21 protein-coding genes and 1 riboswitch are annotated in these 25,713 nt (G+C 67.8%); of the genes, 12 read left to right on the top strand and 9 right to left on the bottom strand.

Annotation, left to right across the window (positions count from 1 at the left end; genetic code table 11):
- Window positions 1-168: 168 nt before the first annotated feature.
- The 3 genes from LO55_RS03205 to LO55_RS03195 are packed head-to-tail and all read left to right on the top strand — an operon-like array spanning window position 169 to window position 3,700.
- Window positions 169-1,980 (top strand): CIA30 family protein, encoded by a 1,812-nt coding sequence (locus LO55_RS03205; RefSeq protein ID WP_071360426.1) that lies wholly within the window; start codon window positions 169-171, stop codon window positions 1,978-1,980.
- A gap of 17 nt (window positions 1,981-1,997) precedes the next feature.
- Window positions 1,998-3,098, top strand: coding sequence for a sensor histidine kinase (locus LO55_RS03200; RefSeq protein ID WP_071360425.1), 1,101 nt, complete (start codon window positions 1,998-2,000; stop codon window positions 3,096-3,098).
- Window positions 3,095-3,700 (top strand): response regulator transcription factor, encoded by a 606-nt coding sequence (locus LO55_RS03195; protein WP_071360424.1) that lies wholly within the window; start codon window positions 3,095-3,097, stop codon window positions 3,698-3,700. Before LO55_RS03200 ends, LO55_RS03195 begins: the two co-directional genes overlap by 4 nt.
- 7 nt (window positions 3,701-3,707) lie before the next feature.
- On the opposite strand, the gene LO55_RS03190 is transcribed toward LO55_RS03195, so the two are convergent.
- From LO55_RS03190 to LO55_RS03175, 4 genes are all read right to left on the bottom strand, one after another.
- Window positions 3,708-4,175: a hypothetical protein gene (locus LO55_RS03190; RefSeq protein WP_071360423.1), complete on the bottom strand. Its 468-nt coding sequence runs from the start codon at window positions 4,173-4,175 to the stop codon at window positions 3,708-3,710.
- A 171-nt stretch (window positions 4,176-4,346) separates the two neighbouring features.
- On the bottom strand, window positions 4,347-4,688 hold the full coding sequence (locus LO55_RS03185; protein WP_005667942.1) for an SMR family transporter: 342 nt from the start codon (window positions 4,686-4,688) through the stop codon (window positions 4,347-4,349).
- 39 nt (window positions 4,689-4,727) lie between these two features.
- A complete protein-coding gene (locus LO55_RS03180; protein ID WP_071360422.1) occupies window positions 4,728-5,180 on the bottom strand; it encodes a DUF2147 domain-containing protein in 453 nt (150 codons plus the stop codon).
- A gap of 91 nt (window positions 5,181-5,271) precedes the next feature.
- Window positions 5,272-5,469, bottom strand: a complete 198-nt coding sequence (locus LO55_RS03175; protein ID WP_071360421.1) for a hypothetical protein — start codon at window positions 5,467-5,469, stop codon at window positions 5,272-5,274.
- A gap of 167 nt (window positions 5,470-5,636) precedes the next feature.
- Between LO55_RS03175 and LO55_RS03170 the strand changes: the two genes are divergently transcribed.
- Entirely contained in the window at window positions 5,637-7,118 is a 1,482-nt protein-coding gene (locus LO55_RS03170) for an alanine/glycine:cation symporter family protein (RefSeq protein WP_071360420.1), read from the top strand.
- 4 nt (window positions 7,119-7,122) lie between these two features.
- Here the strand turns inward: LO55_RS03170 and LO55_RS03165 are convergent, their stop codons facing one another.
- The 3 genes from LO55_RS03165 to LO55_RS03155 are packed head-to-tail and all read right to left on the bottom strand — an operon-like array spanning window position 7,123 to window position 11,544.
- Complete coding sequence (locus LO55_RS03165; RefSeq protein ID WP_071360419.1) at window positions 7,123-9,531, bottom strand: ABC transporter permease; 2,409 nt, start codon at window positions 9,529-9,531, stop codon at window positions 7,123-7,125.
- A 10-nt stretch (window positions 9,532-9,541) separates the two neighbouring features.
- Window positions 9,542-10,222, bottom strand: coding sequence for an ABC transporter ATP-binding protein (locus tag LO55_RS03160; protein ID WP_005667949.1), 681 nt, complete (start codon window positions 10,220-10,222; stop codon window positions 9,542-9,544).
- 38 nt (window positions 10,223-10,260) lie between these two features.
- On the bottom strand, window positions 10,261-11,544 hold the full coding sequence (locus LO55_RS03155) for an efflux RND transporter periplasmic adaptor subunit (protein ID WP_083415139.1): 1,284 nt from the start codon (window positions 11,542-11,544) through the stop codon (window positions 10,261-10,263).
- A 180-nt stretch (window positions 11,545-11,724) separates the two neighbouring features.
- Between LO55_RS03155 and LO55_RS03150 the strand changes: the two genes are divergently transcribed.
- Both LO55_RS03150 and LO55_RS03145 read left to right on the top strand, forming a co-directional pair.
- Window positions 11,725-13,062 carry a sigma-54-dependent transcriptional regulator gene (locus LO55_RS03150; RefSeq protein ID WP_071360417.1) on the top strand — a complete coding sequence of 446 codons (1,338 nt, stop codon included), beginning with the start codon at window positions 11,725-11,727 and terminating at the stop codon, window positions 13,060-13,062.
- Window positions 13,052-14,263 (top strand): sensor histidine kinase, encoded by a 1,212-nt coding sequence (locus LO55_RS03145; protein ID WP_071360416.1) that lies wholly within the window; start codon window positions 13,052-13,054, stop codon window positions 14,261-14,263. Before LO55_RS03150 ends, LO55_RS03145 begins: the two co-directional genes overlap by 11 nt.
- On the opposite strand, the gene LO55_RS03140 is transcribed toward LO55_RS03145, so the two are convergent.
- On the bottom strand, window positions 14,260-14,871 hold the full coding sequence (locus tag LO55_RS03140; protein WP_071360415.1) for a TetR/AcrR family transcriptional regulator: 612 nt from the start codon (window positions 14,869-14,871) through the stop codon (window positions 14,260-14,262). The genes LO55_RS03145 and LO55_RS03140 overlap by 4 nt on opposite strands.
- 129 nt (window positions 14,872-15,000) lie before the next feature.
- Between LO55_RS03140 and LO55_RS03135 the strand changes: the two genes are divergently transcribed.
- Both LO55_RS03135 and LO55_RS03130 read left to right on the top strand, forming a co-directional pair.
- Window positions 15,001-16,026 (top strand): MBL fold metallo-hydrolase, encoded by a 1,026-nt coding sequence (locus tag LO55_RS03135; RefSeq protein ID WP_218145968.1) that lies wholly within the window; start codon window positions 15,001-15,003, stop codon window positions 16,024-16,026.
- Window positions 16,027-16,222: 196 nt separating this feature from the next.
- Entirely contained in the window at window positions 16,223-17,602 is a 1,380-nt protein-coding gene (locus LO55_RS03130) for a cytochrome P450 (protein WP_071360413.1), read from the top strand.
- Window positions 17,603-17,668: 66 nt separating this feature from the next.
- Here LO55_RS03130 and LO55_RS03125 read toward each other — a convergent pair whose 3' ends face one another.
- Window positions 17,669-20,467: a valine--tRNA ligase gene (locus LO55_RS03125; protein WP_071363671.1), complete on the bottom strand. Its 2,799-nt coding sequence runs from the start codon at window positions 20,465-20,467 to the stop codon at window positions 17,669-17,671.
- A 310-nt stretch (window positions 20,468-20,777) separates the two neighbouring features.
- Between LO55_RS03125 and LO55_RS03120 the strand changes: the two genes are divergently transcribed.
- From LO55_RS03120 to thiS, 4 genes are all read left to right on the top strand, one after another.
- The gene (locus tag LO55_RS03120) at window positions 20,778-22,907 is read left to right on the top strand and encodes a hypothetical protein (protein ID WP_143054444.1); all 2,130 of its coding nucleotides are present in this window, start codon (window positions 20,778-20,780) and stop codon (window positions 22,905-22,907) included.
- Complete coding sequence (locus LO55_RS03115; protein WP_143054443.1) at window positions 22,904-23,314, top strand: hypothetical protein; 411 nt, start codon at window positions 22,904-22,906, stop codon at window positions 23,312-23,314. Before LO55_RS03120 ends, LO55_RS03115 begins: the two co-directional genes overlap by 4 nt.
- Window positions 23,315-23,395: 81 nt before the next feature.
- Window positions 23,396-23,502: riboswitch (TPP riboswitch) on the top strand.
- Window positions 23,503-23,576: 74 nt separating this feature from the next.
- Complete coding sequence (gene thiC, locus LO55_RS03110; RefSeq protein ID WP_071360410.1) at window positions 23,577-25,502, top strand: phosphomethylpyrimidine synthase ThiC; 1,926 nt, start codon at window positions 23,577-23,579, stop codon at window positions 25,500-25,502.
- Window positions 25,503-25,706: a sulfur carrier protein ThiS gene (gene thiS / locus LO55_RS03105; RefSeq protein WP_005667962.1), complete on the top strand. Its 204-nt coding sequence runs from the start codon at window positions 25,503-25,505 to the stop codon at window positions 25,704-25,706.
- Window positions 25,707-25,713 lie beyond the last annotated feature (7 nt).

Here is a 25,713-nt window from a genome sequence, read left to right as displayed (position 1 = left end):
GATAATTGTGGTAATTGTGTCCTTGTGTGCGTCTGCGGCGTCACATTTTCAGGAGGTGCTGGCTGGGTAAGCTGGATGACATTTGTCAGCCAGCATTGATGGCAAGCGATTCTGTCGGGCCGGCGGCGGCGCCGACATACTGGTTTCACACCAACTCGTGAGGAAACCATGTCCATCCCCGTCCTGAAAACTTTATTCGTCGCCACCTGTGTCGCCCTGTCCGGCACGACCCTGGCCGCCGCCACCCTGGTCCAGGACGTGCGCGTCTTCGACGGCAAGGCCGTGCACGAACGCCGTTCGGTGCTGTTCGAGGGCGGCGTCATCGTCGACGCCGACTTCCGCGGCGCGCCGCCCGCGGGCAGCCGCATCGTCGGCGGCGCCGGCCGCACCCTGCTGCCGGGCCTGATCGACGCCCATACCCACGCGTTCAGGCAGCTCGACCTGCCGCTGCTGTTCGGCGTCACCACGCAGGTCGACATGTTCACCGCCGTGCCGCTGATGCAGGAGGTGAAGGGCAGCATGGCGGCCGGCCGCAATGCGGGGCGGGCCGACATGTTCTCGGCCGGCACCCTGGCCACCGCGCCGAACGGCCACGGCACCCAGTACGGCCTGCCCATCCCGACCCTGAGCCGGCCGGAGCAGGCGCGCGACTTCGTCGACGCGCGCATCGCCGAAGGCTCCGACTTCATCAAGATCGTGCTCGAAGCCGGCGGGCAGGGTACGAGCAGGATGAACTCGCTCGACCTGGCGACCGCCAGGGCGCTGATCGAGGCCGCCCACCTGCGCGGCAAGCTGGCCGTGGTCCACGTCAGCAACGAAGAGGATGCGCGCGCCGCGCTGGAGGCCGGCGCCGACGGCCTGGTGCACCTGTTCCTGGGCGCCGCGCCCGATCGACAGGCCGTCGACGGCCTGGCCCGGCTGGCCAGGACCAGGGGCGCCTTCGTGATCCCGACCTTCGCGGTCCTGGAAAGCATGGCCGGCGTGCGCGGCGACGACCTGCTCGCCGACGCCCGGCTGGCGGCGCTGGTCGACCGCGAAGGCGCCGCCACGCTCAAGGCGCGCTACGGCGCGCAGGCGCGGCCGCAGGCGCTGGCGGCGCCGAAAGCCGTCACTGCCGCATTGCGCAAGGCCGGCGTGCCGGTCCTGGCCGGGACCGATGCGGGCAACGCCGGCACCCTGTATGGCGTCAGCATGCACCGCGAACTGGCGGCGCTGGTCGAGGCCGGCCTGAGTCCGGCCGAGGCGCTGGCCGCCGCCACCAGCGCGCCGGCCGCGGCCTTCAGGCTGGGCCGGCGCGGCTGCATCGCCAGGGGCTGCAAGGCCGACCTGCTGCTGGTCGAGGGCAATCCCGCGGCCGACGTCCGGGCCACGCGCCACATCGTCGAGGTGTGGAAGGATGGCCAGAGCGCCAACCCCCTGCGCGATGCGCGACGCCAGCGGGTGGCGCAGGAAAGCGGCGGCGCCACCCGCCAGGCGCTGCCGCCGGATGGCCGCATCAGCGACTTCAGCGCCAGCCGCCTGGGCAGCCCATTCGGCAGCGGCTGGCTGCCGTCGACCGACCAGTTCGCGGGCGGCAAGTCGACCGTCAAGCTCGACGTGCTGCCGCCGCTGCCCGACGGGCAGGTGCCGCTGGCGGTGCGCGCCACGGTCGCGCCGGGCCTGCCGTTCGCCTGGTCCAGCGTGGCCTTCATGCCCGGCGCCCAGCCGATGCAGCCGGCCGACCTGAGCGCGGCGAAGATCCTGCGCTTCAAGGTGCGCGGCGACGGCAAGACCTATCAGGTGATGTTGATGGGCGCCGGCAGCCCGCGGCCAGCCATGGTGCCCTTCGTGGCCAAGGGGGAATGGGAAGAAGTGAGCGTGCCCTTGTCGGCCTTCGCCGGCATCGATCCGGCCGCCGTCGCCATGCTAGCATTCAGTGCCGGACCGCAACCGGGCGACTACCGCTTCGAACTCGCCGACGTGCGCCTGCTGGAACAATGAGAACGACGGAGCCCACCATGATGACGACCCTCAGGAAAGCGCTGGCACGGCCCTGGATCCCGCCCGAATACGGCAGGCTGCAATACCTGTGGCTGCTGTCGCTCGGCTACCTGTTCTGGAAGTTCGCCTATGTGGCGCCCGGCGCGCTGGAGGCGGCCCTGCTGGCGCTGACGCTGCCGGTCTTCGTCGCGCTGTACTGCTTCAGCTTCTGGGCACGCGGCTGGCAGGTCCACGCCTGCGTGGCGGCCGGCTGCCTGCTCGGCGCAGCGTGGGCGCACTGGAATCCGGGCGCCGCCTGCTTCTTCATCTTTGCCTGCGCCATGTGCGCCCGCATCCCGCGGCCCGGCCACGCCGTCGGCGGCATGCTGGCGGTGCTCGCAGGCGGGACGGCGGCGTCGTTCCTGGTCGAGGGCCGGATGCAGCTGGTGTTCCTGTTGCCGCTGCTGCTGGTCGGCCTGCCGGTGGGCCTGTCGACCCTGATGGACCAGCGCCTGCGCGACTCGCGCGCCCGCCTGATGCGCAAGCAGGAAGAAGTCGAGCACATGGCGCGCATCGCCGAGCGCGAACGCATCTCGCGCGACCTGCACGACCTGCTCGGCCATTCGCTGTCGCTGATCGCCCTCAAGGCCGAACTGGCGGGCAAGCTGGCCGGCCGCGACGACGCCGCCTGCGCGCGCGAAATCGCCGACATCGAAGCCAGCGCGCGCACCGCCCTGGCCGAGGTGCGCACGGCCGTCACCGGCTACCGCGAGAGCGGCCTGGCCCAGGCCCTGGCCAGCGCCCGCGCCAGCCTGCAGGCGGCCGACGTGGCGCTCGACGAACGGGTCGAGCGCATCGAGCTGGCCCCGGCCGCCGAGCACGTGCTGGCGCTGGCGGTGCGCGAGGCGGTGACGAACATCGTGCGCCACGCCCGGGCGTCGCGCTGCACGCTGTCGCTGAGCCGCGAAGCCGGCCACGCCGTGCTGCGCGTGCACGACGACGGCCGCCTGCGCGATACCGATGAGTTAAGGCATGGCAACGGGCTGGCCGGCATGCAGGAGCGGGTGGCGGCGCTCGGCGGGCGCTTGAAACTGGCGGCCGGCGACGGCCTGGCGCTCGAGCTGCAGGTGCCGGCATGATCCGCGTCCTGATCGCCGAAGACCAGAAGCTGGTGCTGGGGGCCCTGAGCGCGCTGCTGCGGCTGGAGCCGGACATCGAGGTGGTGGCCGGCGCGCTCGATGGCCGCGAGGCGCTGGCCCTGTGCGAGCGCCTCGTTCCCGACATCGTGCTGACCGATATCGAGATGCCGCACATGACCGGCATCGAACTGGCGCAGGCGCTGTCGTCGAGAAAGCTGGCGTGCCGCGTGGTGGTGGTGACGACCTTCGCCCGCAGCGGCTACCTGCGGCGCGCGATGGAGGCGGGCGTGCGCGGCTACCTGCTCAAGGATGCGCCGGTCGAGGCGCTGGCCGACGCCATCCGCGTCGTGCATGGCGGCGGGCGCGCGATCGCGCCCGAGCTGGCTTTGGAAAGCTGGAACGGCGGCGGCGACCCGCTGACCGAGCGCGAACGGCAAGTGCTGCGCCTGGCGGGAGAAGGGCGCTCCAGCGTCGAGATCGCGCGCCAGGTCCACCTGTCGGAGGGGACGGTGCGCAACTATCTGTCGGAGGCGATCAGCAAGCTGGGCGCTGGAAATCGCGTGGAAGCGTACCGGATGGCGCGCGATGCGGGTTGGCTATGACGGCTGGCTATGATGGCTGCGTGAAGCGGCGTTCGCGCTGGCCGTTGCGCCGTAGCGGGACCCATTGCATAGGCTTGGGTGCGCGCCGGGAAGGCGTCCTGGGCACGATCGGCTGCTGCGGCACATGGGTCAGCGGATAGATGAAGCTGAGGTACAGCAGGATCGTCAGCATCAGCAAAAAGGTGCACAGCCAGACCATCAGCATATTGCTGGCATGCCAGATCACGATGCCGCTGGCGCCGAAGGGCATCATCAGGAGCAGGGCGGCGAACGAGCGCAGCATGGCGTCGCGGTTCATGCGGTGGCCGGCCATCGCGACCAGGAAAAAGCCGCCCGAGCCGAGCGCCACGCCGACCAGCACGATATACGGCTCGATCCAGTCCGGGATGCCGTGCGCGGTCGAGGCCAGCAAGGCGGCCGGCAACAGGATGCCGAACACGCCGCCAGCCAGGCTGAGCAGGCGAATCACGCGCATGGCCCGTCCGCGGAAGACGGGTCGTGCGGCACGTGCTACGGAAGTTGGTTTCATGGCGCCTCGAAGGTGGGCAGGAAGTAACGTCCGGCAACACGTCGCGGTTGACGCGAGGTTGACACGATCTTGACGTCAGCATAGCCGACATTGCCTGGCGCGTGAACCAGGCGTGCGCTAGTGCCCGACGCTCTTCGAAAACAGGTTGATCACCAGCACCCCGGCGATGATCAGGGCCAGGCCGGCGATCGCCGCCAGGTCCAGGCTTTGCCGGAAATACAACCAGCTGACCAGGGAGATGAGCACGATGCCGACACCGGACCAGATCGCATAGGCGATGCCGGTAGGCAGCACGCGCAGGCTGAAGGTGAGCAGGTAGAACGACAGGGCGTAGCAGCCGACCGTGATCAGGCTCGGTAGAGGACGGGTAAAACTGTCGGAGGCCTTGAGGGCGGTGGTGCCGATCACTTCGGCGACGATGGCAAAGCCGAGGAAGATATACGCTTGATTCAGGGTCATCAGAAAGGAAAACGGCCCGTCGCCGGGCCGCATTGAGGTTTATTGTTCGCGCTGCCAGGTCTGGGTGCGGCCGAACATCGGGGCGCCGACGTAGCCGCGCACTTCGAGCTTGCTGCCGTTGTCGGCCAGGCTGGCCTTGCTCTTGTACGTCTTGCCGTTGGACGGATCGAGGATCTGGCCGCCGGTATATTCGTTGCCTTCCTTCTTGAGGCCCGAAAGGATCGTCATGCCGATGATCGGCTGGTCCTTGCGCGCGTCGCTGCACTTGACGCACTTGGGATTCTGGTCCTGGTCCGCCGGGCGGAACAGTTTCTCGATCTTGCCGGTCAGGACGCCGCCTTCCTCGGTGATGCGCACCAGCGCCTTCGGCTTGCCGGTTTCGTCATCGATGGTTTTCCAGGTGCCGACCGGCGAGACGCTCTGCGCGAGGGCGGCGGTGGGCAGGGCGAGCATGGCGGCGGCGATCACGCCGGCGTGCATCAGGTGGCGCATGGTAGGTCTCCAGTATTGTTGTTGGTACGGCAGAGTGTAGCAAAGTCGCCTGGAGACTGGACGGCCTGAAATCAGAGGATTCCCTCCAAAACTACGGCGCGTTGCGCACGTCTTCCGGCGTGACTTGGTGGCGCCGCTCGGCCGGGCGGGTCAGCACCCGCATCGTCACTTCCAGCGGCACGCCGAGCTCGGCGAGCTGGCGCGCGGCGCTGGTGCGCTGGTCGGTGGACGCCTCGTGAATCACGGCGTCGATGCGCAGGGAGGTCTTGTAGTCGCTTCGTCGGTCCATGGGCAGATCGTATCATGTATTTATTAGATGCCATTTCTCATGAAACGGCGCCCGATTGCGAGGCCAATCTATTTTTTTTCGATGCAAATTTCCCTCTAATTAATGTATCTTGTGGCATCTTTACCAAAGGTAAATCTTCAACCTCTCCCACGCGACAAGGACTTTGCATGAACGATCTGGTAACCGCCATCAATGGCATCATCTGGAGCCCTGCGCTGATCGCGCTGTGCCTGGGCGTGGGGCTGTATTTCTCGCTCCGGTCACGATTCCTGCAGGTGCGTTATGTGCGGGAGATGACCCGTCTGATGCTTGAAGGCAAAAGCTCAGAGCAGGGCGTGTCCTCTTTCCAGGCACTGACGATGACGCTCGCCGGCCGGGTCGGCACCGGCAATATCGCCGGCGTGGCCACCGCCATCACCTTCGGCGGTCCAGGCGCGGTGTTCTGGATGTGGGTGGTAGCCTTCCTGGGCGCCAGCTCGGCCTTCGTCGAGTCGACGCTGGGCCAGGTCTACAAGGAGCAGATCGGCAAGCAGTACCGCGGCGGTCCCGCCTTCTATATCGAAAAGGGCCTGGGCATCAAATGGTATGCGTGGACCTTCGCGATCGCGACGGTGTTCGCCACCGGCTTGCTGCTGCCCGGCGTACAGGCCAACTCGATCGCCGAGGGGCTGAAGACGGCCGTCGGCATCGATCCGAACGTCACCGCCGCCGTCCTGGCCATTGCGCTGGCCTTCATCATCTTCGGCGGCGTCAAGCGCATCGCGACCTTCGCCGAGCTGGTGGTGCCTTTCATGGCGCTGGGCTATATCGTGGTTGCCTGCGTCATCGTGTTCCTGCACATTGAACAGTTGCCGGCAGTAATCTCGCTGATCGTCAGCTCCGCCTTCGGCCTTGACGCCGGCTTTGGCGCCATCATCGGCATGGCCATCATGTGGGGCGTCAAGCGCGGCGTGTACTCGAACGAGGCAGGCCAGGGCACCGGCCCGCACGCTTCATCCGCCGCCGAAGTCAGCCATCCGGCCAAGCAGGGCCTGGTGCAGGGTTTCTCGGTCTACATCGACACCCTGTTCGTGTGCTCGGCCACCGCCTTCATGCTCCTGATTACCGGCCAGTACAACGTCGAGGCGCCGGACGGCACTCAGATGTTCGTCGGCGTGCAGGGCGTGGCGGCCGGCCCCGGCTACGTGCAGACCGCGCTCGAGAACGTGATGCCGGGCTTCGGCGCGCTGTTCGTGGCGATCGCGCTACTGTTCTTCGCCTTCACCACGATCGTCGCCTATTACTATATCGCCGAGACCAATATCGCCTACATGGACCGCCATGCGCGCCATCCATGGCTGAATTTCGCGCTCAAGATCGCGATCGTGGCCGCAACCGTCTACGGCGCTGTCAAGACCGCCGATGTCGCCTGGGCGCTGGGCGACATGGGCGTAGGCCTGATGGCCTGGTTGAACATCGTGGCGATCGTCCTGCTGCGCAACGTCGCTTTCAAGTGCCTGCGCGACTACGAAGCGCAGAAGAAAGCCGGCAAGGACCCGGTCTTCGATCCGGTTGCGCTCGGCATCAAGAACGCCGACTATTGGGTGCAGCGTAACGCCGCGTCGCCCACGCAGCAAGATAGCGTGCGCCTCGACACGCCGGTAAAGTAAGACGCTATTCGCGCAGCGCCTGCGCCGGCCGCAGGCGCATCGCCGCCAGCGCGTGGCGCACGGTCGCCCCAAGGGCGACCACGCAGGCCAGCAGGAGTCCCAGCGCCAGCGTCCAGCCGCCGATCGGCGCCCGGGTAGCGAAGCCGCCCAGGTAATGCTGGATCGCCAGCCAGGCCAGCGGCAAGCCGAGCAGGGCGCCGGCGCCGACCAGCAGGCCGATGTCGCGCGCCACCAGCCGGCCGATGGCGCCGCGGCTGGCGCCGTACAGCTTGCGCAGCACGATTTCCTTTTCCCTCCGCTGGACGCTGTAGGCGGCGAGCACATAGATGCCGAAGGCCGCGATGGCGCTGGCGATGGCGCTCGACGCGGCCAGCAATTGCGACAGGCGCAGGTCGTCGGCGTAGAACAGGTCCGTGGCCACCTTCTGCATGCGCATGACGCCCAGGGTCTCGTTCGGGAAGTGGCGCGGCCACAGCGCCTCGATGGCGCGCGCGGTGGCGTCGGGGTCGAGGCGGGTGCGCACGGTGAACATGCCGACCCGGTCGTTCAGGACGTAGGCGGCCGGCGGCTGCTCGTCGCGCGCCGAGCGGTGGCGGATGTCGGGGGCGACGCCGACGATGCGCAGCGCGTCCCGGCCTGCCCCGGGCCTGAGAAGCGTCTTGCCGATCGCGTCGTGCGGGCTGGCGAAGCCCAGCCGGCGCGCGGCGCTGGCATTGATCACGACCCGGTCGGGCTGCTTCGGCCGGTCGAGCGCCGCATCGAACAGGCGTCCCGCCAGCGGCTTGACGCCGAACACGTCGAAGAATTCCGGGCTGACGGCATAGTTTTGCAGGTCGATCACCGCGCCGCCCTCGCGCCGCAGGCTGGTGATGTTGTGCCCGACGCTGAACGGCATATGCGACAGGGCCACGCCGGCCACGTCGGGCAGGCGCGCGATTTCGTCGCGCAGGGCCCGGATGCGCGCGTCGCGCGCATCGTTAATGGCCGGGAACATCAATAGCGGCGCCATGTCGAAACCGGGATCGAGCGCGCTGGCATGCCGCGTCTGCCAGCTCACCGCCAGCGTCGTGGCCGTCAAACCCATGGCGGTCGCCAGCTGCACGACGGTCAGCGCGCGCCGCAGCCACAGGCCGCGCGCGGTCTCGCTGGCGCCGCGTCCGGCCAGCGCGGCGCCGGGGCGCACGCGCAGCGCCGACCAGGTCGGGTACGCGCCCGCGGCCAGGCCGAGCAGCAGCCCGAGCGCCAGCGTGGCGGCCAGCGCGACAGGGCTGAACATGGCATCGAACTCGCGCTGCACCAGGTCGGAAAACGCCGGCAGCAGCAGCCAGGCCAGCAACAGCCCGAGCAGGGTGGCGAGCAGGCAGATCAACACCGACTCGGCCAGGAACTGGCGCGCCACCGCCGGCGCCGACGCGCCCAGCACCTTGCGCATCGCGATCTCGCGCTGGCGCGCGAGCGTGCGCACGGTGGCCAGGTTGACGTAATTGGTCGCCGCCAGCAGCAGGATCAGGCCGGCCACCACGGCCAGGCCCAGCATGCCCTGGCGGTTGCCGTGCTCGATCATCGCGCCATCCACGTCGGGCGCCAGGTAGGCATCCGCGAGCGGGTCGAGCCGGTAGTCGATCAGGTCGCGCCCGCCCAGGGCCGCCACCTGTTCGGCGAAATTGCGCCGCACCAGGGACGACTCGCGCAGCTGGCGCCGGATGTTGTCGAGCACGCGCTCCGGATCGGCGCCGTCCAGCAGTTTCACATAGACGGCGCCGCCGCTGAAGCCCCATGAAGTCTCCAGTTCGCGGCGCACTTCGGCGGGAAGGAAGGGCCCGTCGAAGCCGGCCAGCGCCTCGTACGGCGTCGTCGTGGCCGCGGGCTGGTCTTCCAGCACCGCCGCCACGGTATAGGTGGCGCCGTCTCCCTGCAGCGTGGCGCCGATCGCGTCGATGCGGCCGAACAGCTTGAGCGCCGTGGCGCGGCTCAGCGCCAGCGCCCCGGGCCTGGCGAGCGCGGCCTGCAGGTCGCCGGCTAGCACCCTTGGCGAGAAGATCTGCTGGAAGGCCGGATCGACCAGGGTCAGCCTGAAAGCCTTGACCTGGTTGCCGACCCGCGCATCCAGGGGGCGCGACACGAAGGCCGTGGCGAGCACCGGCTGGCCGCTGGCCAGCGCGGCGTCGCGCGCGGGCAGGCTCGCCATGGGATCCCATTTGGTCCCAAGCAGCTCCAGGTTCCAGCGTTGCAGCAGCCGGAATACCTGTTCATGCTGCGGCACGTGGCGGTCGTACGAGAACGCGTGGCGCACCAGGCCAAGCAGCAGGAAGCAGGCGGCGATGCCGGTCGCCAGCCCGAGGATCACGACCGCCGAATACGAGCGGTCCTTGGCCAGCAGTCGCCAGCCGATACGAAAGTCGCGCAGCAGCATATCGGTCTCCTCACGCCGCCTGCAGCGCGTCGACCACGATGCGCCCGTCGAGCAGGCGCACCGTGCGCGAGGCCTGGGCCGCATGCGCGGGCGAGTGGGTGACCATCACCACCGTCGTGCCCTCGGCATTGATGGTGCGCAGCAGGCGCATCACCTCGTCGCCGTGGGCGGTGTCGAGATTGCCGGTCGGTTCGTCGGCCAGCAGCACGGCCGGCCCGGCCACCAGCGCGCGCGCGATCGCCACCCGCTGCTGCTGGCCGCCCGAGAGCTGCGACGGCCGGTGCTTGCTGCGGTGGGCCACGCCCAGGCGTTCCAGCATGGCCTGCACGCGGCGCCGGCGCTCGGCGCCCGGCACGCCGGTGTATTCGAGCGCCAGTTCGACGTTCTCGAACACGCTCAATTCCTCGATCAGGTTGAAGCTCTGGAAGATGAAGCCGACCATGCCGCGCCGCAGCCCGTTCAGGCGCGCCTCGCTCCAGCCGCTGACGTCATGGCCGTCGAACAGGAAGGCGCCCGAGGTCGGCACGTCGAGCAGGCCGAGCACCCCGAGCAGGGTCGACTTGCCGCAGCCGGAAGGGCCGGTGATGGCGACGTATTCGCCGGCGCCGATCTCGAGGTCGATGCGGTCGAGGGCCGTGGTCCGGACTTCGCCGGCCACGTGGATCTTGCTGACGCCTGAAAGTTTGAGCATAAGGAGTTTCCTGTTGAGATATCGATGATAAACCTGGTTCAATCGGTGAGCCGCAGCAGCCTGGCCTCGCCGAAGCCCGCATAACCGGACACGATGATCCGGTCGCCCGCGGCCAGGCCATGCAGCACCTCGACCTGGGTGTTGTTGCGCCGTCCCAGCTTCACCGCGCGCCGCTCGGCGTGGCTGGCGCCGGCGGCCAGCGCGAAGACCCAGGCGCCGCCGCCGTCGTTGGCGAAGGCGCCGTTCGGCAGCAGCAGGGCCCGGGCCGACTGGCCGAGCGTGAGTTGCACGTCCATGCCTTGCCCGGGGCTGATCACCTCCGGCTGGCGCCCGGTAAACACCAGTTCGACGCTGAAGCGGCCTTCCTTGATCTGGGGGTAGACGGTGCTGACCCGCAGCGCATGGGTCTTGCCGTCCTGGATGACGCGCCCTTCGCGGCCGGGCGTGACCCGGTTCAGGTAGAACTCGTCGACCTGGGCGCTGAGCCTGAAGCGGTTCGGATCGTCGATGCGGCCGATGGCCTGGTCCTGGCGCACGGCCTGGCCGACCAGCAGCCGGAAGTCGGTCAGCACGCCGTCGCTCGGCGCGCGCACCGCCAGCGCATCGACCGTGGCCGCCACCAGGTCGAGGCCCGAGGCCAGGCCGCGGATCGCCTGGTCCATCTGCGCCAGCGCGCGCCCGCGCACGTCCTGTTCGCGCGCCATGCCGCGTCCTTCCTCGTCCAGCGCGCGGCGCGCCCGCGCCAGCCTGTCGCCCGATTCCTCCAGCGCCACCGCCGAGATGAAGCCGGCGCGCGCCAGCCGCAGGTTGCGGGCATGCTGCTTGTCGGCCTGGTCGAGCGCGAAGGCGAGGTCGTTCAGGCGCCGCTGGTGGTCGGTGCGCACCGCTTCCTGCGCCACCTGCAGGTTGGCCAGGTTCGAGATCTGCTGCGCGTGTTCCGCCTGGCGCGCCAGCAGTTCCAGGTTGCGCTGCGGGTTCGACAGGCGAAACAGCAGCTCGCCTTTCTTCACCATCTGCCCGTCGCGGGCGAACACTTCCTCGACGCGGCCCGATTCGACCGCGTCGAGCATGACCGAATTGAGCGGCTCGGCCAGCGCACGCACGACGATCTCGTCGCGGAAGGTGCCGGCTTCGACCGTGGCGATGCGCAGGTCGCGCGTCTCGACCGCGAGGCCGCGCGGCAGCCACTGCCACAGCAGCAGGGCGCCGGCGGCGAGAACGGCGAACGACAGCGCGAGGCGCATGGCGCGGCGGCCGCGCCGTGGCGGCAACTGCATGTCCATGGCGGCGCCGGTGACGGCGGGTGGGGGTATCTGGTCCATGCCGGCATCGTTTGCAAGCGCCGTGCCAGGCGCTTTTGCGGGCCGCTGGAGATTTTTTCGCGCCCACCTGTCCGGTTCCGGACAGGTGGGGTGTGCGCTTGCGGACAGGTGCGCGGGGACGGCCGCACGGCGCCATTGCGCGCTGCTAGAATGCCTGCTGACCTGTTTTCCCGCACCTCCATGAGCCAATCCGCCGCGCGCATCCTGATCCTCGACGACGACCCCGACGTCGCCTGCGCCGCGCAGATGCTGCTGCGGCGGCGCCACGGCGCGGTGGCGACGCTCGGCGATCCGGCGCGGCTCGCGTCCGTGCTGGAGGCCGGCGTGCCGGACGTGGTCCTGCTCGACCTGAACTTCACGCCGGGCCGCATCGACGGCGCCGAGGGCCTGGCGGTGCTTGACCGCCTGCGCGCCATGGCCGCCGCGCCGGCCGTGATCGTCCTGACCGCCTATGCCGACGTGCCGCTGGCGGTGGAAGCGCTCAAGCGCGGCGCCGGCGACTTCATCACCAAGCCCTGGGACAATGCGCGCCTGCTGGCGGCGGTCGACGCCGCGCTGGCGCGCCGCGGCGCCAGGGGCGCCGGCGTCGACGCCGCCCTGATGGGCGATTCGCCGGCCATGCAGGGCGTCAAGGCGATGATCGCCAGCGTGGCGCCGACCATGGCCAACGTGATGGTGCTGGGCGAGAACGGCGTCGGCAAGGAACTGGTGGCGCGCGCCATCCACGCGGCGTCCAGCCGCGCGCACGGCGCCTTCCTGGCGGTCGACATGGGCGCCTTGCCGGAGGCGACCTTCGAGAGCGAGATGTTCGGCCACCGGCGCGGCGCCTTCACCGACGCCAGGTCCGACCGCGCGGGCCGTTTCCAGGCCGCCCACGGCGGCACGCTGTTTCTCGACGAGGTCGGCAACATGCCGCTGGGCGCCCAGGCCAAGCTGCTGACGGCGCTGGAGCGGCGCCAGGTGACGCCGGTCGGCGCCGACCGCGCCGAGCCGGTCGACGTGCGCATCGTCAGCGCCACCAATCTCGACGAGGCGAGCCTGTTCGATGCGGCGGTGTTCCGCACCGACCTGCTGTTCCGGTTGAACACGATCGTGATCCGCGTGCCGCCGCTGCGCGAACGGCGGGGCGATATCCCGGCGCTGCTGCACCACTACCTGTCGCTGTACGAAAGCCAGTATGGCCGGCCGGTGCGCGAGCTGGCGCCGGGCGCGCTCGAGCGCTTGTGCGCCTGGGACTGGCCGGGCAATGTGCGGGCGCTGCGCCACGCCTGCGAACGCGCGGTCATCCTCGGCAACCGTCCCGACTACCATGTCGACGATTTCGGCCTGGCGCCGCCGCCACCGCCGCCGGTAGCGGCGTCCGCGCCGGCAGGGGAAGAATTCAAGCTCGGCGCGCTGGAGCGCGAGACCATCGCGGCCGCCATGGAGCAGGCCAGGGGCAACATCAGCCTGGCAGCGCGCCTGCTGGGCCTGAGCCGCGCCGCGCTGTACCGCAAGCTGGGCAAGCATGGGATCTAGGGCCGGCCTCTGGATTGCCCTGGCCGGCATGCTGGCGCTGGCGTTCGGCGCGGGCGTGCTGCGCGATTCGCCGCGCCTGCAGGTGACGTGCGCGCTGGCGGCCTTGCCGCTGCTGGCGTTGCTGTGGTGGTGCGTGGAGCGGCTGGCCCGGGCGCGCCCGGCGCCGCCCGTCGTGCCGGAGGCCGGCATCGATCAGCGCGCGCTGCTCGACAGCGCGCTGGCCTTCGAGGCGCGGCTCGAGCATGCGCCGATCGCCTTGTTCTCCATCGACGCCGCCGACAGCGTGGCCCCGCTCAACGCCAGCGCGCGCAAGCTGGTCGCGCCGGGTCGCGCGCTCGACGCCGGCGCGCTGTATCGCCAGCTGGCCACGCAGGCGGGACAGCGGCGGCTGGTCGAATTCGAGTCCGAGCGCGGCGTCGAGCGGGCGCTGGCGGCGGTCTCGATGCTGACCCTGCACGGCGCGCCGCAGCGCCTCGCCGCGCTGATGCCGGTGGAGAGCGAGCTGGAGGCCGAAGCCCTCAAGTCGTGGCGCCAGCTGGTGCACGTGCTGACCCACGAGATCATGAATTCGCTGACGCCGATCGCTTCGCTGTCGCGCACCGCGCGCGACCTGCTGGACGACGCATTGGACGGATCCGCGGCCGGCCTGCCGCCGGACGTCGGCGCCGACCTGAAGACGGCGCTGGATGCGATCAACCGCCGCGCCGACAGCCTGGTCGATTTCGTCGCCAGCTACCGCAGCCTGTCGAACCTGCCGGCAGCGCGGCCCGAGCGGGTGGCGCTGGCCGCCTTGTTCGATCGGGTCGATGCGCTGGTGGGACCAGGCTGGCGCGCGCGCGGCGGGGACGTGACGTTCGCGGTCCAACCGGCCTCGCTGGAGTTGATGGTGGATCCGGGCCAGCTGGAGCAGGCGCTGATCAACCTGCTCAAGAACGCCTTCGAGGCCACCCGGGCCGGTGGGCAGGCCCGGGTCGAGGCGCGCCTGGTGCGCGGCAGCCGCCTGCGCATCGAGGTCGTGGACGATGGCGCGGGCATTCCCGAGGCCTCGGTCCCCCACATCTTCACGCCGTTCTATACGACGAAGAAGCAGGGCGGGGGGATCGGGCTGGCGATGGTGCGCCACCTGGTCCATGCCAACGGCGGCACGGTGCGCTATGCGAAATCGGTGGGCCAGGGCGCCCGCTTCGTGATCGGTTTCTAGCCGGCCGCGAAATACGACAGGAACATCGACACCGCGGCGTCGATGACGCGCTCCTGTTCTGGCGGCGCGAGCGGCGCGGCGCCCATCGCGATCTGCGGCCAGAAGGCGAAAGTCTTGATCTGGCCCTGCAGCAGCGTGGCGGCGAACGACGGGTCGCCCGCCTTGAGCTTGCCGTCGGCCTGGGCCGCGCGGATCCAGGCCGTGACGCCTTCTTCGCGCTCGCCCAGGCGCGCCAGGATGGGCAGCGTGCGCTCGGGCGCGTGGATCGCCTCGCCGATCGCCACCCGCGCCAGCGCGATGAATTCCGGATCGGCCAGGGTGCGCATCTTCAGCGCCATCAATTCGACCAGCTGCGCGCGCAGGCTGCGCTCGGGACGGTAGCCCAGTTCGAGCTCGCCGGCGCTGCTTTCGAACATCTGCATCACCGTTTCGGCGAACAGCTCTTCCTTGCTGGCGAAGTGGTTGTAGACGGTGCGCTTCGAGACTTCCGCAAGCGCCGCGATGGCGTCCATGCTCGCGGCTTCGTAACCGTGGACGCGAAACTGCTCGGCAGCGGCAGCCAGGATGGCGCTGCGTTTTCGGTCGGTCAGGCGGGTCGGCGTGTGCATACGCGAATTCTACACTCAGTAGTTTACTTTCTCAAATTTCGATACTACACTGTGTAGTGTACTTTATGACTATCCATCGACACCATGCGCCTACTTCTCGGCACTCTCTTTCTTGGAGCACTCGCTATCATGGCTTCCTGCACCTCCATCGCCAGCACCGCCACCGCGCCGGCCTCGCCGCAATTCCACGACGGGAAATACCGTAACCCGGTCGAGATGCACAAGATGAGTTTTGGCGAGATGGCCAAGCTGTGGTGGATCTTCCTGTTCGACAAACCAAAGGGCACGATTCCCGAGCAGGCGGTGCCGGTGCGCAGCCTGAGCCAAGCGGCATTGCTGGCCGCGCCCGACAACACGCTGTACCGCCTCGGCCACTCGACCATGCTGATCAAGCTCGGCGGCGAGTTCTATCTCACCGATCCGGTCTTTTCCGAACGCGCCTCGCCCGTGCAATGGGCCGGCCCGGCGCGCTTCCATGCGCCGCCGATCTCGATCGACGAACTGCCGCCCATCAAGGCCGTGATCCTGTCGCACGACCACTACGACCACCTCGATTACGCCGCCGTGAAGGCGCTGGCCGCGAAGACGGACCTGTTCCTGACGCCGCTGGGCGTGGGCGACCGGCTGGTCGGCTGGGGCGTGGACCAGGCCAAGGTGCGCCAGTTCGACTGGTGGCAAGGAACGGAAGTGGGCGGCGTGCGCGTCACCGCGACGCCGGCCCAGCATTTCTCGGGCCGCACCCTGGCCGATGCGAACACGACCCTGTGGGCCTCGTGGGTGATCCAGCACGACGACCTGCGCCTGTTCTTCAGCGGCGACACCGGCTACTTCAAGGGCTTCAAGGAGATCGGCGCCAGGTTCGGCCCGTTCGACGTGGCGCTGCTGGAAACCGGCGCCTACGACAAGCGCTGGCCCGACGTCCACATGCAGCCCGAGGAAACCATGCAAGCCTTCCTCGACCTGAACGCCGGCTGGCTGTTCCCCGTGCATAACGGCACCTTCGACCTGGGGATGCATCGCTGGCAGGATCCGTTCGACCGCATCGCGCAGCTGGCCGACGACAAGGGCGTCAGGCTGACCACGCCCGAGATGGGCGAGGCAGTCGACCTGCGCCAGCCGCATTCCGGGCGCGCATGGTGGCGCGCCATGAAGTAGGCGCGAAATAGGCGTCGTGCGTCGCCATTGACGTTCTTGTCGTAAAGTCTACATGACGAACTGGACTGTCAGGCACATGCCGGGCCGTGCCCGTTCGTGACGAATCTGGAGAGTGGCTGACATGAACAAACGCAATCGGAACTTGCTGCTTGCCGGCGCGCTCGGTTTGGCCGGGAGTGTCGCAGCAGCTAAATGGATGTCCCAATCTTCCCGCAGGGCAGGCGCGGCAAGACATGGTGGCCTGGCCACCGCCGGCGCGATCGACACGGCGGCCCTGGCCGTGGAGGTGCTGGCCCCGACCTTTGCCAAGGGCGTGATCGTGCGCCGCCCCAAGATGGTGGCGCTGGCCGAGCGCCTTGGGCTGGACGCGCGCGCGGTGCGCCGCATGCAGAAGCTGCGCGACAAGTATGGAGACGGGCCGCTGATGCTGCCGCTGCCGATCCGCAAGCAGGCCGTCCTGCTGGCGCCGGAACACGTGCGCCGGGTGCTGGACGAATCGCCGGAACCGTTCAGCGCCGCCAGCAGCGAAAAGCGCGCCGCGCTGTCGCATTTCGAGCCCGAAGGAGCATTGATTTCGTGCGGCCGCGAGCGCGCCGAGCGGCGCCGCTTCAACGAGGAAGTGCTCGAGCACGAACGCGCCGTCCATCACATGGTGGGCAAGTTCCTGCCGGCCGTCGACGATGAGGCCGGGCACATCCTGGACCGCGCGCGTCGCCAGGGAACACTCGACTGGGATGGCTTCAACGCCGGCTGGACCCGCCTGGTGCGGCGCATCGTCTTCGGCGACGCCGCAGCCGGCGACCAGGAAATCAGCGACATGATCATCGCGCTGCGCCAGGCGGCCAACTGGGCATTCATGCGTCCCAAGAAGACCGGCATGCGCCAACGCTTCCTCGCGCGCATCCAGGCCTACCTCGAGCGCGCCGAACCCGGCAGCCTGGCGGCGGTGGCGGCGCGCGTTCCCAGGACGCCCGATGCGGCGCCGAACCAGCAGGTGCCGCAATGGCTGTTCGCCTTCGACGCCGCCGGCATGGCCACCTTCCGCGCGCTGGCGCTGCTGGCGGCACATCCGGAGCAGGCGGAGCGCGCGCGCGAAGAACTGCGCAGCCATCCCGGGATGGCGCGGCAATATCTGCCGTTCCTGCGCGCCACCGTTCTGGAATCGCTGCGCCTGTGGCCGACGACGCCGGCGATCCTGCGCCAGACGACGCGCGATACCGACTGGAGCGGAGACACGATGCCGGCAGGGACCGGGGTGCTGGTGTTCACGCCGTTCTTCCATCGGGATGACCGGCGCATGGCATGCGCCAACCGGTTTGCGCCCGAGTTGTGGTTGAAGGACGATAAGGTGAGGGATGCGCAGGATCGCGATTGGCCCTTGATTCCGTTCAGCAGCGGACCGGTGACGTGCCCGGCGCGCAATCTGGTGCTGATGCTGACCAGCGTGATGCTGGGGGCCTTGATCGATGCGGGCGCGGACGGGAAAACCTTGCGGCTGCTGCCGCAAGGTCGACTGGACCCGGCGCAGCTGCCGGGGACGCTGGACAATTACGGCTTGCGCTTCGCGTTACGATAACGCCGCCACGCCGTCCCCCAACAAAAAACGCGGCCGAAGCCGCGTTTGAACCGGGTGCAAGTCCGGTCAAGCCGCCGGCAGCTTCGCCAACTGCTCCTGCATCTTGGCCAAGGTGGCCGAGAAGTTCGCCACGCGTTCCTTCTCTTGCGCCACCACGGCGGCCGGCGCGCGCGCCACGAAGCTCTCGTTCGACAGCTTGCCCTCGGCCTTGGCGATCTCGCCGGAGACGCGCGCGATCTCCTTCGACAGGCGCTCGCGTTCGGCGGCGACGTCGATCTCGACCTTCAGCATCAGCTTGGTGGTGCCGACGATCGACACCGCGGCCGGCGATTCCGGCAGCGCGTCGACGATCTGCACTTCGGCGAGTTTACCCAGCAGCTGGATGTACGGCGCGAACACCGCCATCCTGGCGCGGTCTTCCTCGTTGCCCGGCTCGACGATCAGCGGCACGCGCACCGACGGCGACAGCGACATCTCGCCGCGCAGGTTGCGGGTGGCGTCGGTCAGCGCCTTGAACTGCTCCATCCAGGCTTCGGCGTCCTCGTCGACCAGCGAGGTGTCGGCCAGCGGGTAGGGCTGCAGCATGATGGTCTCGCCGGTCTTGCCTGCCAGCGGCGCGATGCTCTGCCACAGGGCTTCGGTCACGAACGGGATGATCGGATGCGCCAGGCGCAGGATCACTTCCAGCACGCGCAGCAGGGTGTGGCGGGTGGCGCGCTGCTGCGCTTCCGTGCCCTGCTGGACGCGCACCTTGGCGACTTCCAGGTACCAGTCGCAGTACTCGTCCCACACGAACTTGTAGATGCTGCTGGCGATATTGTCGAAGCGGTAGTCGGCGAAACCTTTCGCGACGTCGAGCTCGACGCGGTTCATCAGCGAGATGATCCAGCGGTCGGCCGGAGACAAATCTTCGGCAGCCGGGGCGCCGCAATCCTTGCCTTCGGTGTTCATCATCACGAAGCGGGTCGCGTTCCACAGCTTGTTGCAGAAGTTGCGGTAACCCTCGGCGCGGCCCAAGTCGAAGTTGATGTTGCGGCCCAGCGACGCGTAGCTTGCCATGGTGAAGCGCACGGCGTCGGTGCCGAAGGCCGGAATCCCGTCCGGGAATTCCTTGCGGGTCGCCTTGGCGATCTTATCAAGAGCGCGCGGGTCCATCAGGCCACTGGTGCGCTTGGCAACCAGGGTCTCGACGTCGATGCCGTCGATCAGGTCGATCGGGTCGAGCGTATTGCCCTTCGACTTCGACATCTTCTGGCCCTGCGAGTCGCGCACCAGGCCGTGCACATACACGGTCTCGAACGGCACCTTGCCGGTGAAGTGGGCGGTCATCATGACCATGCGCGCCACCCAGAAGAAGATGATGTCGAAGCCGGTGACCAGCACCGATGACGGCAGGAACATCTTCATGTCCGGCGTTTCCTCCGGCCAGCCCATGGTCGAGAAGGGCACCAGCGCCGACGAGAACCAGGTGTCGAGCACGTCGTCGTCACGGCGCAATGCGCCGGTGATGCCTTGCGCGGCGGCCTTGGCCTGGGCTTCTTCTTCATTGCGCGCGACGATGATGGAGCCGTCTTCGGCGAACCAGGCCGGGATGCGGTGGCCCCACCACAGCTGGCGCGAGATGCACCAGTCCTGGATATTGCCCAGCCACTGGTTGTAGGTGGTGCTCCAGTTCTCGGGCACGAACTTGATCTCGCCGCTGGCGACTTTTTCCAGCGCCACTTCGGTGATCGACTTGCCCGGATTGAAGGTGCCTTCCGGCGCCGGCTTGGTCATGGCGACGAACCACTGGTCGGTCAGCATCGGCTCGATCACGACGTTGGTGCGGTCGCCGCGCGGGACCATCAGCTTGTGCGGCTTGATCTGTTCCATCAGGCCGAGCGCTTCCAGGTCGGCGACGATCTGCTTGCGCGCGGCGAAGCGGTCCAGGCCCTGATATTGTTCCGGCGCGTTCTCGTTGATCTTCGCGTCGAGCGTGAAGATGTTGATCGGCGCTAGGTTCGCGCGCTGGCCGACCGCGTAGTCGTTGAAGTCGTGGGCCGGGGTGATCTTGACGCAGCCGGTGCCGAATTCCTTGTCGACGTAGCTGTCGGCGATGATCGGGATCTCGCGGCCGGTGAGCGGCAGCTTGATCAGTTTGCCCACGAGGCTCGTATACCGTTCATCGGTCGGATCGACCGCGACCGCGACGTCGCCCAGCATCGTTTCGGGACGGGTGGTGGCGACCGTCAGGTGGCCGCTGCCGTCGGCCAATGGGTACTGGATGTACCACATCGAGCCGTCTTCTTCCTGCGAGTCGACTTCGAGGTCGGACACGGCGGTGCCCAGCACCGGGTCCCAGTTGACCAGGCGCTTGCCGCGGTAGATCAGGCCCTGCTCATACAGGCGCACGAAGACTTCGACCACCGACTTCGAGCGCACGTCGTCCATCGTGAAGTATTCGCGCTGCCAGTCGGCCGAGGCGCCCAGGCGGCGCATCTGGCCGGTGATGGTGTTGCCCGACTTTTCCTTCCACTCCCAGACTTTTTCCAGGAACGCGTCGCGGCCGAGGTCGTGGCGCGAGATCTTCTGGGCGTCGAGCTGGCGCTCGACCACGATCTGGGTCGCGATGCCGGCGTGGTCGGTGCCCGGCACCCAGGCGGTGTTATAGCCGCGCATGCGGTAGTAGCGGGTCAGGCCGTCCATGACGGTCTGGTTGAACGCGTGGCCCATGTGCAGGGTGCCGGTCACGTTCGGCGGCGGCAGCTGGATGCTGAAGGACGGCTTGCCCTCGTCCATGGTGGCGGTGAAGTAACCGCGCTTTTCCCACTCGGCGCGCCAGAACTGTTCAATATCGGCTGGCTCGAAAGACTTGGCTAATTCCATGATGTGCTGGTAGGTGAAATTTTTTGCGAAAGAACCATTATAGGTCACCTTGCATCCCCAGCCTATCCCGGCGGCATCGCCCGAATCCTGCGCCGGCCGATCTCCTTCTCCCTCAGTGAAGTTCCTTTGATTTTCCTCTAAACGCGTCTCCGATCGCGCCGAATGTCGGCGGCCTGGACGAATCGCGCACCGCATCCCCACGGTCCAAGCACCACATCCGCATTCAAGGGAGGACGAGCTTGCCATACCGGGACGTGGCCGGGACTGCCTGGCCGCGCACGCGATGACGTTTGCATCGAGGAGTAACACCATGTCACAAATAGATCCAACTGGGGTTGAAAACGCCGGCGAAGAGGCGCTGCTGGAAAACAGCAGCCAGATGAGCTACGAAGAAGTCTCCGGCCTGAGCAATGGCGAACTGGGGCTGGGCGAGCCCCACGACACGGCCCCGACCGGCGCCCTGCCGGAGGCGCCGCCAATTCCGCACGTGCCGCCGGCGCCGATTCCGAAATTTCCGATTCCGCCGATCCCGCTGCCGATCAAGAAGGCGGTGAGCGGCTGCTATTCCGGGGCGCTGGGCGCCTTCCAGGTCGAGCTGCGGGTCGACGTCGACCGCAGCCGGCCCATGAAACGGGTGAGCGGCGACTTCTATCACACCGTCGGCAAGACCACCTCGTATTTCGGCTCCTTCGTGGTGGATAGCCCGGTGGTCACCGTGTCCAGCGCCAAGGTCGTGGTCAAGGGCATGGGCCGCTATACCTTCGCCGCTGGCGCGCCGGTGGTGCAGGTGACCATTCCGCGGGTAAACATCCTGCAGCCGCAGGCGGCCGCGACCCTGCAGTTCTTTACCGTCACCAATTCGCCGGGCGCGTCCTACCACTGCCCGTTCTCGTCCCTGCATTTCCGCACGGTGCGTATCGAAACCGACAGCGTCTCCGATCTCACCACCACGCCGTTCGCCAGCTATAACACCGGTTCGCTGCCGTCCGGCGGCAGCGCGCGCAATATGAGCGTGGTCAGTGCCTTCGGCGAAGCCGGCATCGGCATGGTGCCCACTGCCGGCAACAATGTGATCAATATCGGCGATGCCGGGGCCAATGCCACCTGGAGCAATGCCGAGCTGCACGCCTCGATGCAGACCCATTTCACCTTGTGGAGCGACGTGCAGCAATGGTGCGTCTGGCAGCTGGTGGCCCAGCAGCACGACTATGGCACCGGCCTGTACGGCATCATGTACGACCAGCAGGGCAAGCAGCGCCAGGGCTGCGCCGTGTTCCACGCGGGGATCGGCGGCGCCACGGCCGAGCAGCAGCGGCTGCAGCTGTACACCTATGTGCATGAACTCGGCCACTGCTTCAACCTGCTGCACTCCTGGCAGAAATCGCTGGCCTCGCCGCCCAAGCCCGACCGGCCGGATGCGCTGTCGTGGATGAACTACCCGTGGTACTACCCGAAAGGCGGGCCGGCCGGCTTCTGGAGCAGTTTCGACTTCCGCTTCGACGACGAGGAGCTGATCCACCTGCGCCATGGCTTCCGCAACGACGTCATCATGGGCGGCAACAACTTCATCGTCGGTTCGTCGCTGGGCCGCGACGTGCTGGCCGATCCGATCTCGGACGAATCGGGGCTGGTGCTGGGGATCTCGACCCACCAGCGCAGCTTCGCGCTGGGCGAACCGGTCGTGCTCGAACTCAAGCTGAAGGCCACCACCACCCGCGGACGTCGCGCCCATACCTGGCTGCACCCCGATTTCGGCATGGTCAGGGTCGTCATCAGCAAACCGAGCGGCCAGGTGGTCGCCTACGAGCCGATGATCGACCACCTGGTCGGCGAACGCCAGAAAATGCTCGGCGTCGACGACGAGGTGCGCGACAGCGCCTACATCGGCTACGGCAAGGGCGGCTTCTACTTCGATCAGCCGGGGCAGTACCGCGTGCGCGCGGCCTATGCGGCGCTCGACGGCTCGCAAGTGCTGTCCGACATCCTGACGATCCGGGTGCGCTACCCGGTCACGCGCGACGAAGACACGCTGGCCGACCTGTTCATGGGCGACGACCAGGGCGTGCTGCTCTACCTGCAGGGGTCGGACAACGTCTCGCTGCGCTCCGGCAATGACGCGTTCGACGAGGTGATCGACCGCTTCGGCGCGCACCCGCTGGCCACGTATGCGCGTATGGTCAAGGGCATCAATGCGGCGCGGGTATTCAAGACCGTCAACGCGGGCGAGGGCAGGCCCGTCACCGTGCGTCCGGCGCGGACCGAGGAAAGCATCGCCCTGCTATCGAGCGTGACCGCCGCCCACGTGCTCGACCCGGTGTCCGAAGACCAGGTGCTGTACAGCCTGTCCTGCGTCCAGGATGCAACGGGGGACGCACGGGGAGCGCAGGACAGCCTGAACCGGATGTCGATCCAGCCCGGCAAGAAGCCTGACGGGCAATGAAGCGCAAGGTTTTATTTGCCGTCATGCTGGCGCTGGGATCGTCCGGACAGGCGTGCTCCGAGCGCGGCCCGTCCGGCGCCCCGGCGCCGGCACTCAACGAGGAGAAGAAGGTCATGACATTACGCGTGAGGCTGGGCGAAGGCTTCCAGAACAATACCGTGAGCGTGCGGGTCGACGGCAAGCAGGTGTACCAGCGGTCCGGCGTCAGCACCGACTGGACGATCTCGCGTGCGGACGCGGTCGACGTCCACACCGCGGCCGACAGCGTGCAGCTCGAAGTGTCGGTCGACGGCGGGCCGCCGGTCGCGCAAGCCATCGCGCCGGCGCGCACGCCGTTCGTCGAGGTGCGTTCCGTGAACGGCGAGCTGCAGCTGCATGCGCTGGAACAGGAGCCGCCGATGCTGTGATAAAACCACATTCATTTTCCGCCCATCGAAAATCGATTGGGCTATAATCGGCTGGCTGTCCGGGCGCTCACGCGCCTCGACGGCAAACGCTAGGGGTCCTATGCGTCGCCACAACGGCGCGTGGGTGAGAAATACCCTCCGAACCTGATCTGGATAATGCCAGCGAAGGGAAGCAGCCGAATCGATGCAAGCGTGCGCACACCCGCGTCCGCCTTGCCTCACCCGGCACCTCCTTTGCTGGCTCCGCAAGCAAGGGAGCCACATGAACGCACCTCTGAAGTCATCCCGGATATTCGACGCCGCCACCGCCACGGTGGACCACGCGGCAATCAATCCGTTACCCAATTCGCGCAAGGTCTATATCGAAGGCAGCCGGCCCGACATCCGCGTGCCGATGCGCGAAATCAGCCAGTCGCCCACGCCCGACAGCTTCGGCGGCGAACCGAATCCGTCCCTGTTCGTCTATGACACCTCCGGCCCGTACACCGAGCCGGGCGCGGCGATCGACATCCGCAGCGGCCTGGCGCCCATGCGCCAGGCATGGATCGCCGAACGGGGCGACACCGAGCAGCTGGACGGACCCACCTCGCGCTACGGCCAGGCGCGGCTGAACGATCCGCAGCTTGCCGCGCTGCGCTTCAACCTGCAGCGCGCGCCGCGTCGGGCGAGGAGCGGCGCCAACGTCAGCCAGATGCACTACGCGCGCCAGGGCATCATCACCCCTGAGATGGAATTCATCGCGCTGCGCGAAAACATGCAGCGCAAGGAATACATCGCCTCGCTCGAAGCCTCGGGACCGATGGGTCAGCGGGTGGCGGCGCTGCTCGGCCGCCAGCATCCGGGCCAGTCCTTCGGCGCCAGCATCCCGCACGAGATCACGCCGGAATTCGTGCGCTCGGAAGTGGCGCGCGGCCGCGCCGTCATCCCCGCCAACATCAACCACCCGGAACTGGAGCCGATGATCATCGGCCGCAACTTCCTGGTGAAGGTCAACGCCAATATCGGCAACTCGGCCGTCACTTCGTCGATCGGCGAGGAAGTGGAAAAGATGACCTGGGCCATCCGCTGGGGCGCCGACACGGTGATGGACCTGTCGACTGGCAAGCACATCCACGAGACGCGCGAATGGATCCTGCGTAACAGCCCGGTGCCGATCGGCACGGTGCCGATCTACCAGGCGCTGGAAAAGGTCAACGGCAAGGCCGAGGAGCTGAGCTGGGAAATCTTCCGCGATACCCTGATCGAACAGGCCGAGCAGGGCGTCGATTACTTCACCATCCACGCCGGCGTGCTGCTGCGCTATGTGCCAATGACGGCCAACCGCCTGACGGGGATCGTCTCGCGCGGCGGCTCGATCATGGCCAAGTGGTGCCTGGCCCACCACCGCGAATCCTTCCTGTACACGCACTTCGAGGACATCTGCGACATCATGAAGGCGTATGACGTCTCGTTCAGCCTGGGCGACGGCCTGCGTCCCGGCTCGATCTACGACGCCAACGACGAAGCCCAGCTGGCCGAACTCAAGACGCTGGGCGAGCTGACCCAGATCGCCTGGAAGCACGACGTGCAGACCATCATCGAGGGCCCCGGCCACGTGCCGCTGCACCTGATCAAGGAAAACATGGACCTGCAGCTGGAGCAGTGCCACGAGGCGCCGTTCTACACGCTGGGACCGCTCACCACCGACATCGCGCCGGGCTACGACCACATTACTTCGGGCATCGGCGCCGCCAATATCGGCTGGTACGGCACCGCCATGCTGTGCTACGTGACGCCCAAGGAGCACCTGGGCCTGCCCGACAAGAACGACGTCAAGGACGGCATCATCACCTATAAAATCGCCGCGCACGCGGCCGACCTGGCCAAGGGCCATCCGGGCGCCCAGCTGCGCGACAACGCGCTGTCGAAAGCGCGCTTCGAGTTCCGCTGGGAAGACCAGTTTAATTTGGGGCTCGATCCGGACAAGGCGCGCGAATTCCACGACGAGACCCTGCCCAAGGATTCGGCCAAGGTGGCCCACTTCTGCTCGATGTGCGGTCCGCATTTCTGCTCGATGAAGATCACCCAAGAGGTGCGCGAATATGCCGCCGCTAAAGGCGTGCAGGGAGAGACGGCACTGGCCCACGGCATGCAGGAAAAGGCGATCGAGTTCGTGAAGAACGGCGCCCAGCTGTACCGGGAGGTGTGAATGACGCCGATCGAAGTCAACGGCGCGCCGTGCCAGGTGCCGCCGGGGCAAACCCTGTTCGGCCTGCTGGAACAGCTGGGCCTGAGCGGACAGGGGATGGCGCTGGCGGTCAACCGCGAAGTGGTGCCGCGCCAGCAGTGGCTGCACCGGCGCCTGCATGAGCAGGACCGGGTCGATATCGTGCGCGCCATCGGTGGCGGCTGACAGGAGA

The organism is Massilia timonae (assembly GCF_001866515.1).
GTDB classification, from domain to species: Bacteria; Pseudomonadota; Gammaproteobacteria; order Burkholderiales; family Burkholderiaceae_D; genus Telluria; species Telluria timonae.
Note: the sequence above shows the minus strand (reverse complement) of the source record. Positions and strands in the feature narration are given on the sequence as shown.

What these genes read in the sequence shown, in the direction of transcription:
- LO55_RS03200 (WP_071360425.1), top strand. Translation starts at nt 1,998, where the DNA reads ATGATGACGACCCTCAGGAAAGCGCTGGCACGGCCCTGGATCCCGCCC.
- LO55_RS03155 (WP_083415139.1), bottom strand. Translation starts at nt 11,544, where the DNA reads ATGGACCAGATACCCCCACCCGCCGTCACCGGCGCCGCCATGGACATG.
- LO55_RS03165 (WP_071360419.1), bottom strand. Translation starts at nt 9,531, where the DNA reads ATGCTGCTGCGCGACTTTCGTATCGGCTGGCGACTGCTGGCCAAGGAC.
- LO55_RS03135 (WP_218145968.1), top strand. Translation starts at nt 15,001, where the DNA reads ATGGCTTCCTGCACCTCCATCGCCAGCACCGCCACCGCGCCGGCCTCG.
- LO55_RS03145 (WP_071360416.1), top strand. Translation starts at nt 13,052, where the DNA reads ATGGGATCTAGGGCCGGCCTCTGGATTGCCCTGGCCGGCATGCTGGCG.
- LO55_RS03130 (WP_071360413.1), top strand. Translation starts at nt 16,223, where the DNA reads ATGTCCCAATCTTCCCGCAGGGCAGGCGCGGCAAGACATGGTGGCCTG.
- LO55_RS03190 (WP_071360423.1), bottom strand. Translation starts at nt 4,175, where the DNA reads ATGCGCGTGATTCGCCTGCTCAGCCTGGCTGGCGGCGTGTTCGGCATC.
- LO55_RS03180 (WP_071360422.1), bottom strand. Translation starts at nt 5,180, where the DNA reads ATGCGCCACCTGATGCACGCCGGCGTGATCGCCGCCGCCATGCTCGCC.
- LO55_RS03115 (WP_143054443.1), top strand. Translation starts at nt 22,904, where the DNA reads ATGAAGCGCAAGGTTTTATTTGCCGTCATGCTGGCGCTGGGATCGTCC.
- LO55_RS03205 (WP_071360426.1), top strand. Translation starts at nt 169, where the DNA reads ATGTCCATCCCCGTCCTGAAAACTTTATTCGTCGCCACCTGTGTCGCC.
- LO55_RS03125 (WP_071363671.1), bottom strand. Translation starts at nt 20,467, where the DNA reads ATGGAATTAGCCAAGTCTTTCGAGCCAGCCGATATTGAACAGTTCTGG.
- LO55_RS03175 (WP_071360421.1), bottom strand. Translation starts at nt 5,469, where the DNA reads ATGGACCGACGAAGCGACTACAAGACCTCCCTGCGCATCGACGCCGTG.
- LO55_RS03140 (WP_071360415.1), bottom strand. Translation starts at nt 14,871, where the DNA reads ATGCACACGCCGACCCGCCTGACCGACCGAAAACGCAGCGCCATCCTG.
- thiS (WP_005667962.1), top strand. Translation starts at nt 25,503, where the DNA reads ATGACGCCGATCGAAGTCAACGGCGCGCCGTGCCAGGTGCCGCCGGGG.
- LO55_RS03150 (WP_071360417.1), top strand. Translation starts at nt 11,725, where the DNA reads ATGAGCCAATCCGCCGCGCGCATCCTGATCCTCGACGACGACCCCGAC.
- LO55_RS03170 (WP_071360420.1), top strand. Translation starts at nt 5,637, where the DNA reads ATGAACGATCTGGTAACCGCCATCAATGGCATCATCTGGAGCCCTGCG.
- LO55_RS03185 (WP_005667942.1), bottom strand. Translation starts at nt 4,688, where the DNA reads ATGACCCTGAATCAAGCGTATATCTTCCTCGGCTTTGCCATCGTCGCC.
- LO55_RS03120 (WP_143054444.1), top strand. Translation starts at nt 20,778, where the DNA reads ATGTCACAAATAGATCCAACTGGGGTTGAAAACGCCGGCGAAGAGGCG.
- LO55_RS03195 (WP_071360424.1), top strand. Translation starts at nt 3,095, where the DNA reads ATGATCCGCGTCCTGATCGCCGAAGACCAGAAGCTGGTGCTGGGGGCC.
- thiC (WP_071360410.1), top strand. Translation starts at nt 23,577, where the DNA reads ATGAACGCACCTCTGAAGTCATCCCGGATATTCGACGCCGCCACCGCC.
- LO55_RS03160 (WP_005667949.1), bottom strand. Translation starts at nt 10,222, where the DNA reads ATGCTCAAACTTTCAGGCGTCAGCAAGATCCACGTGGCCGGCGAAGTC.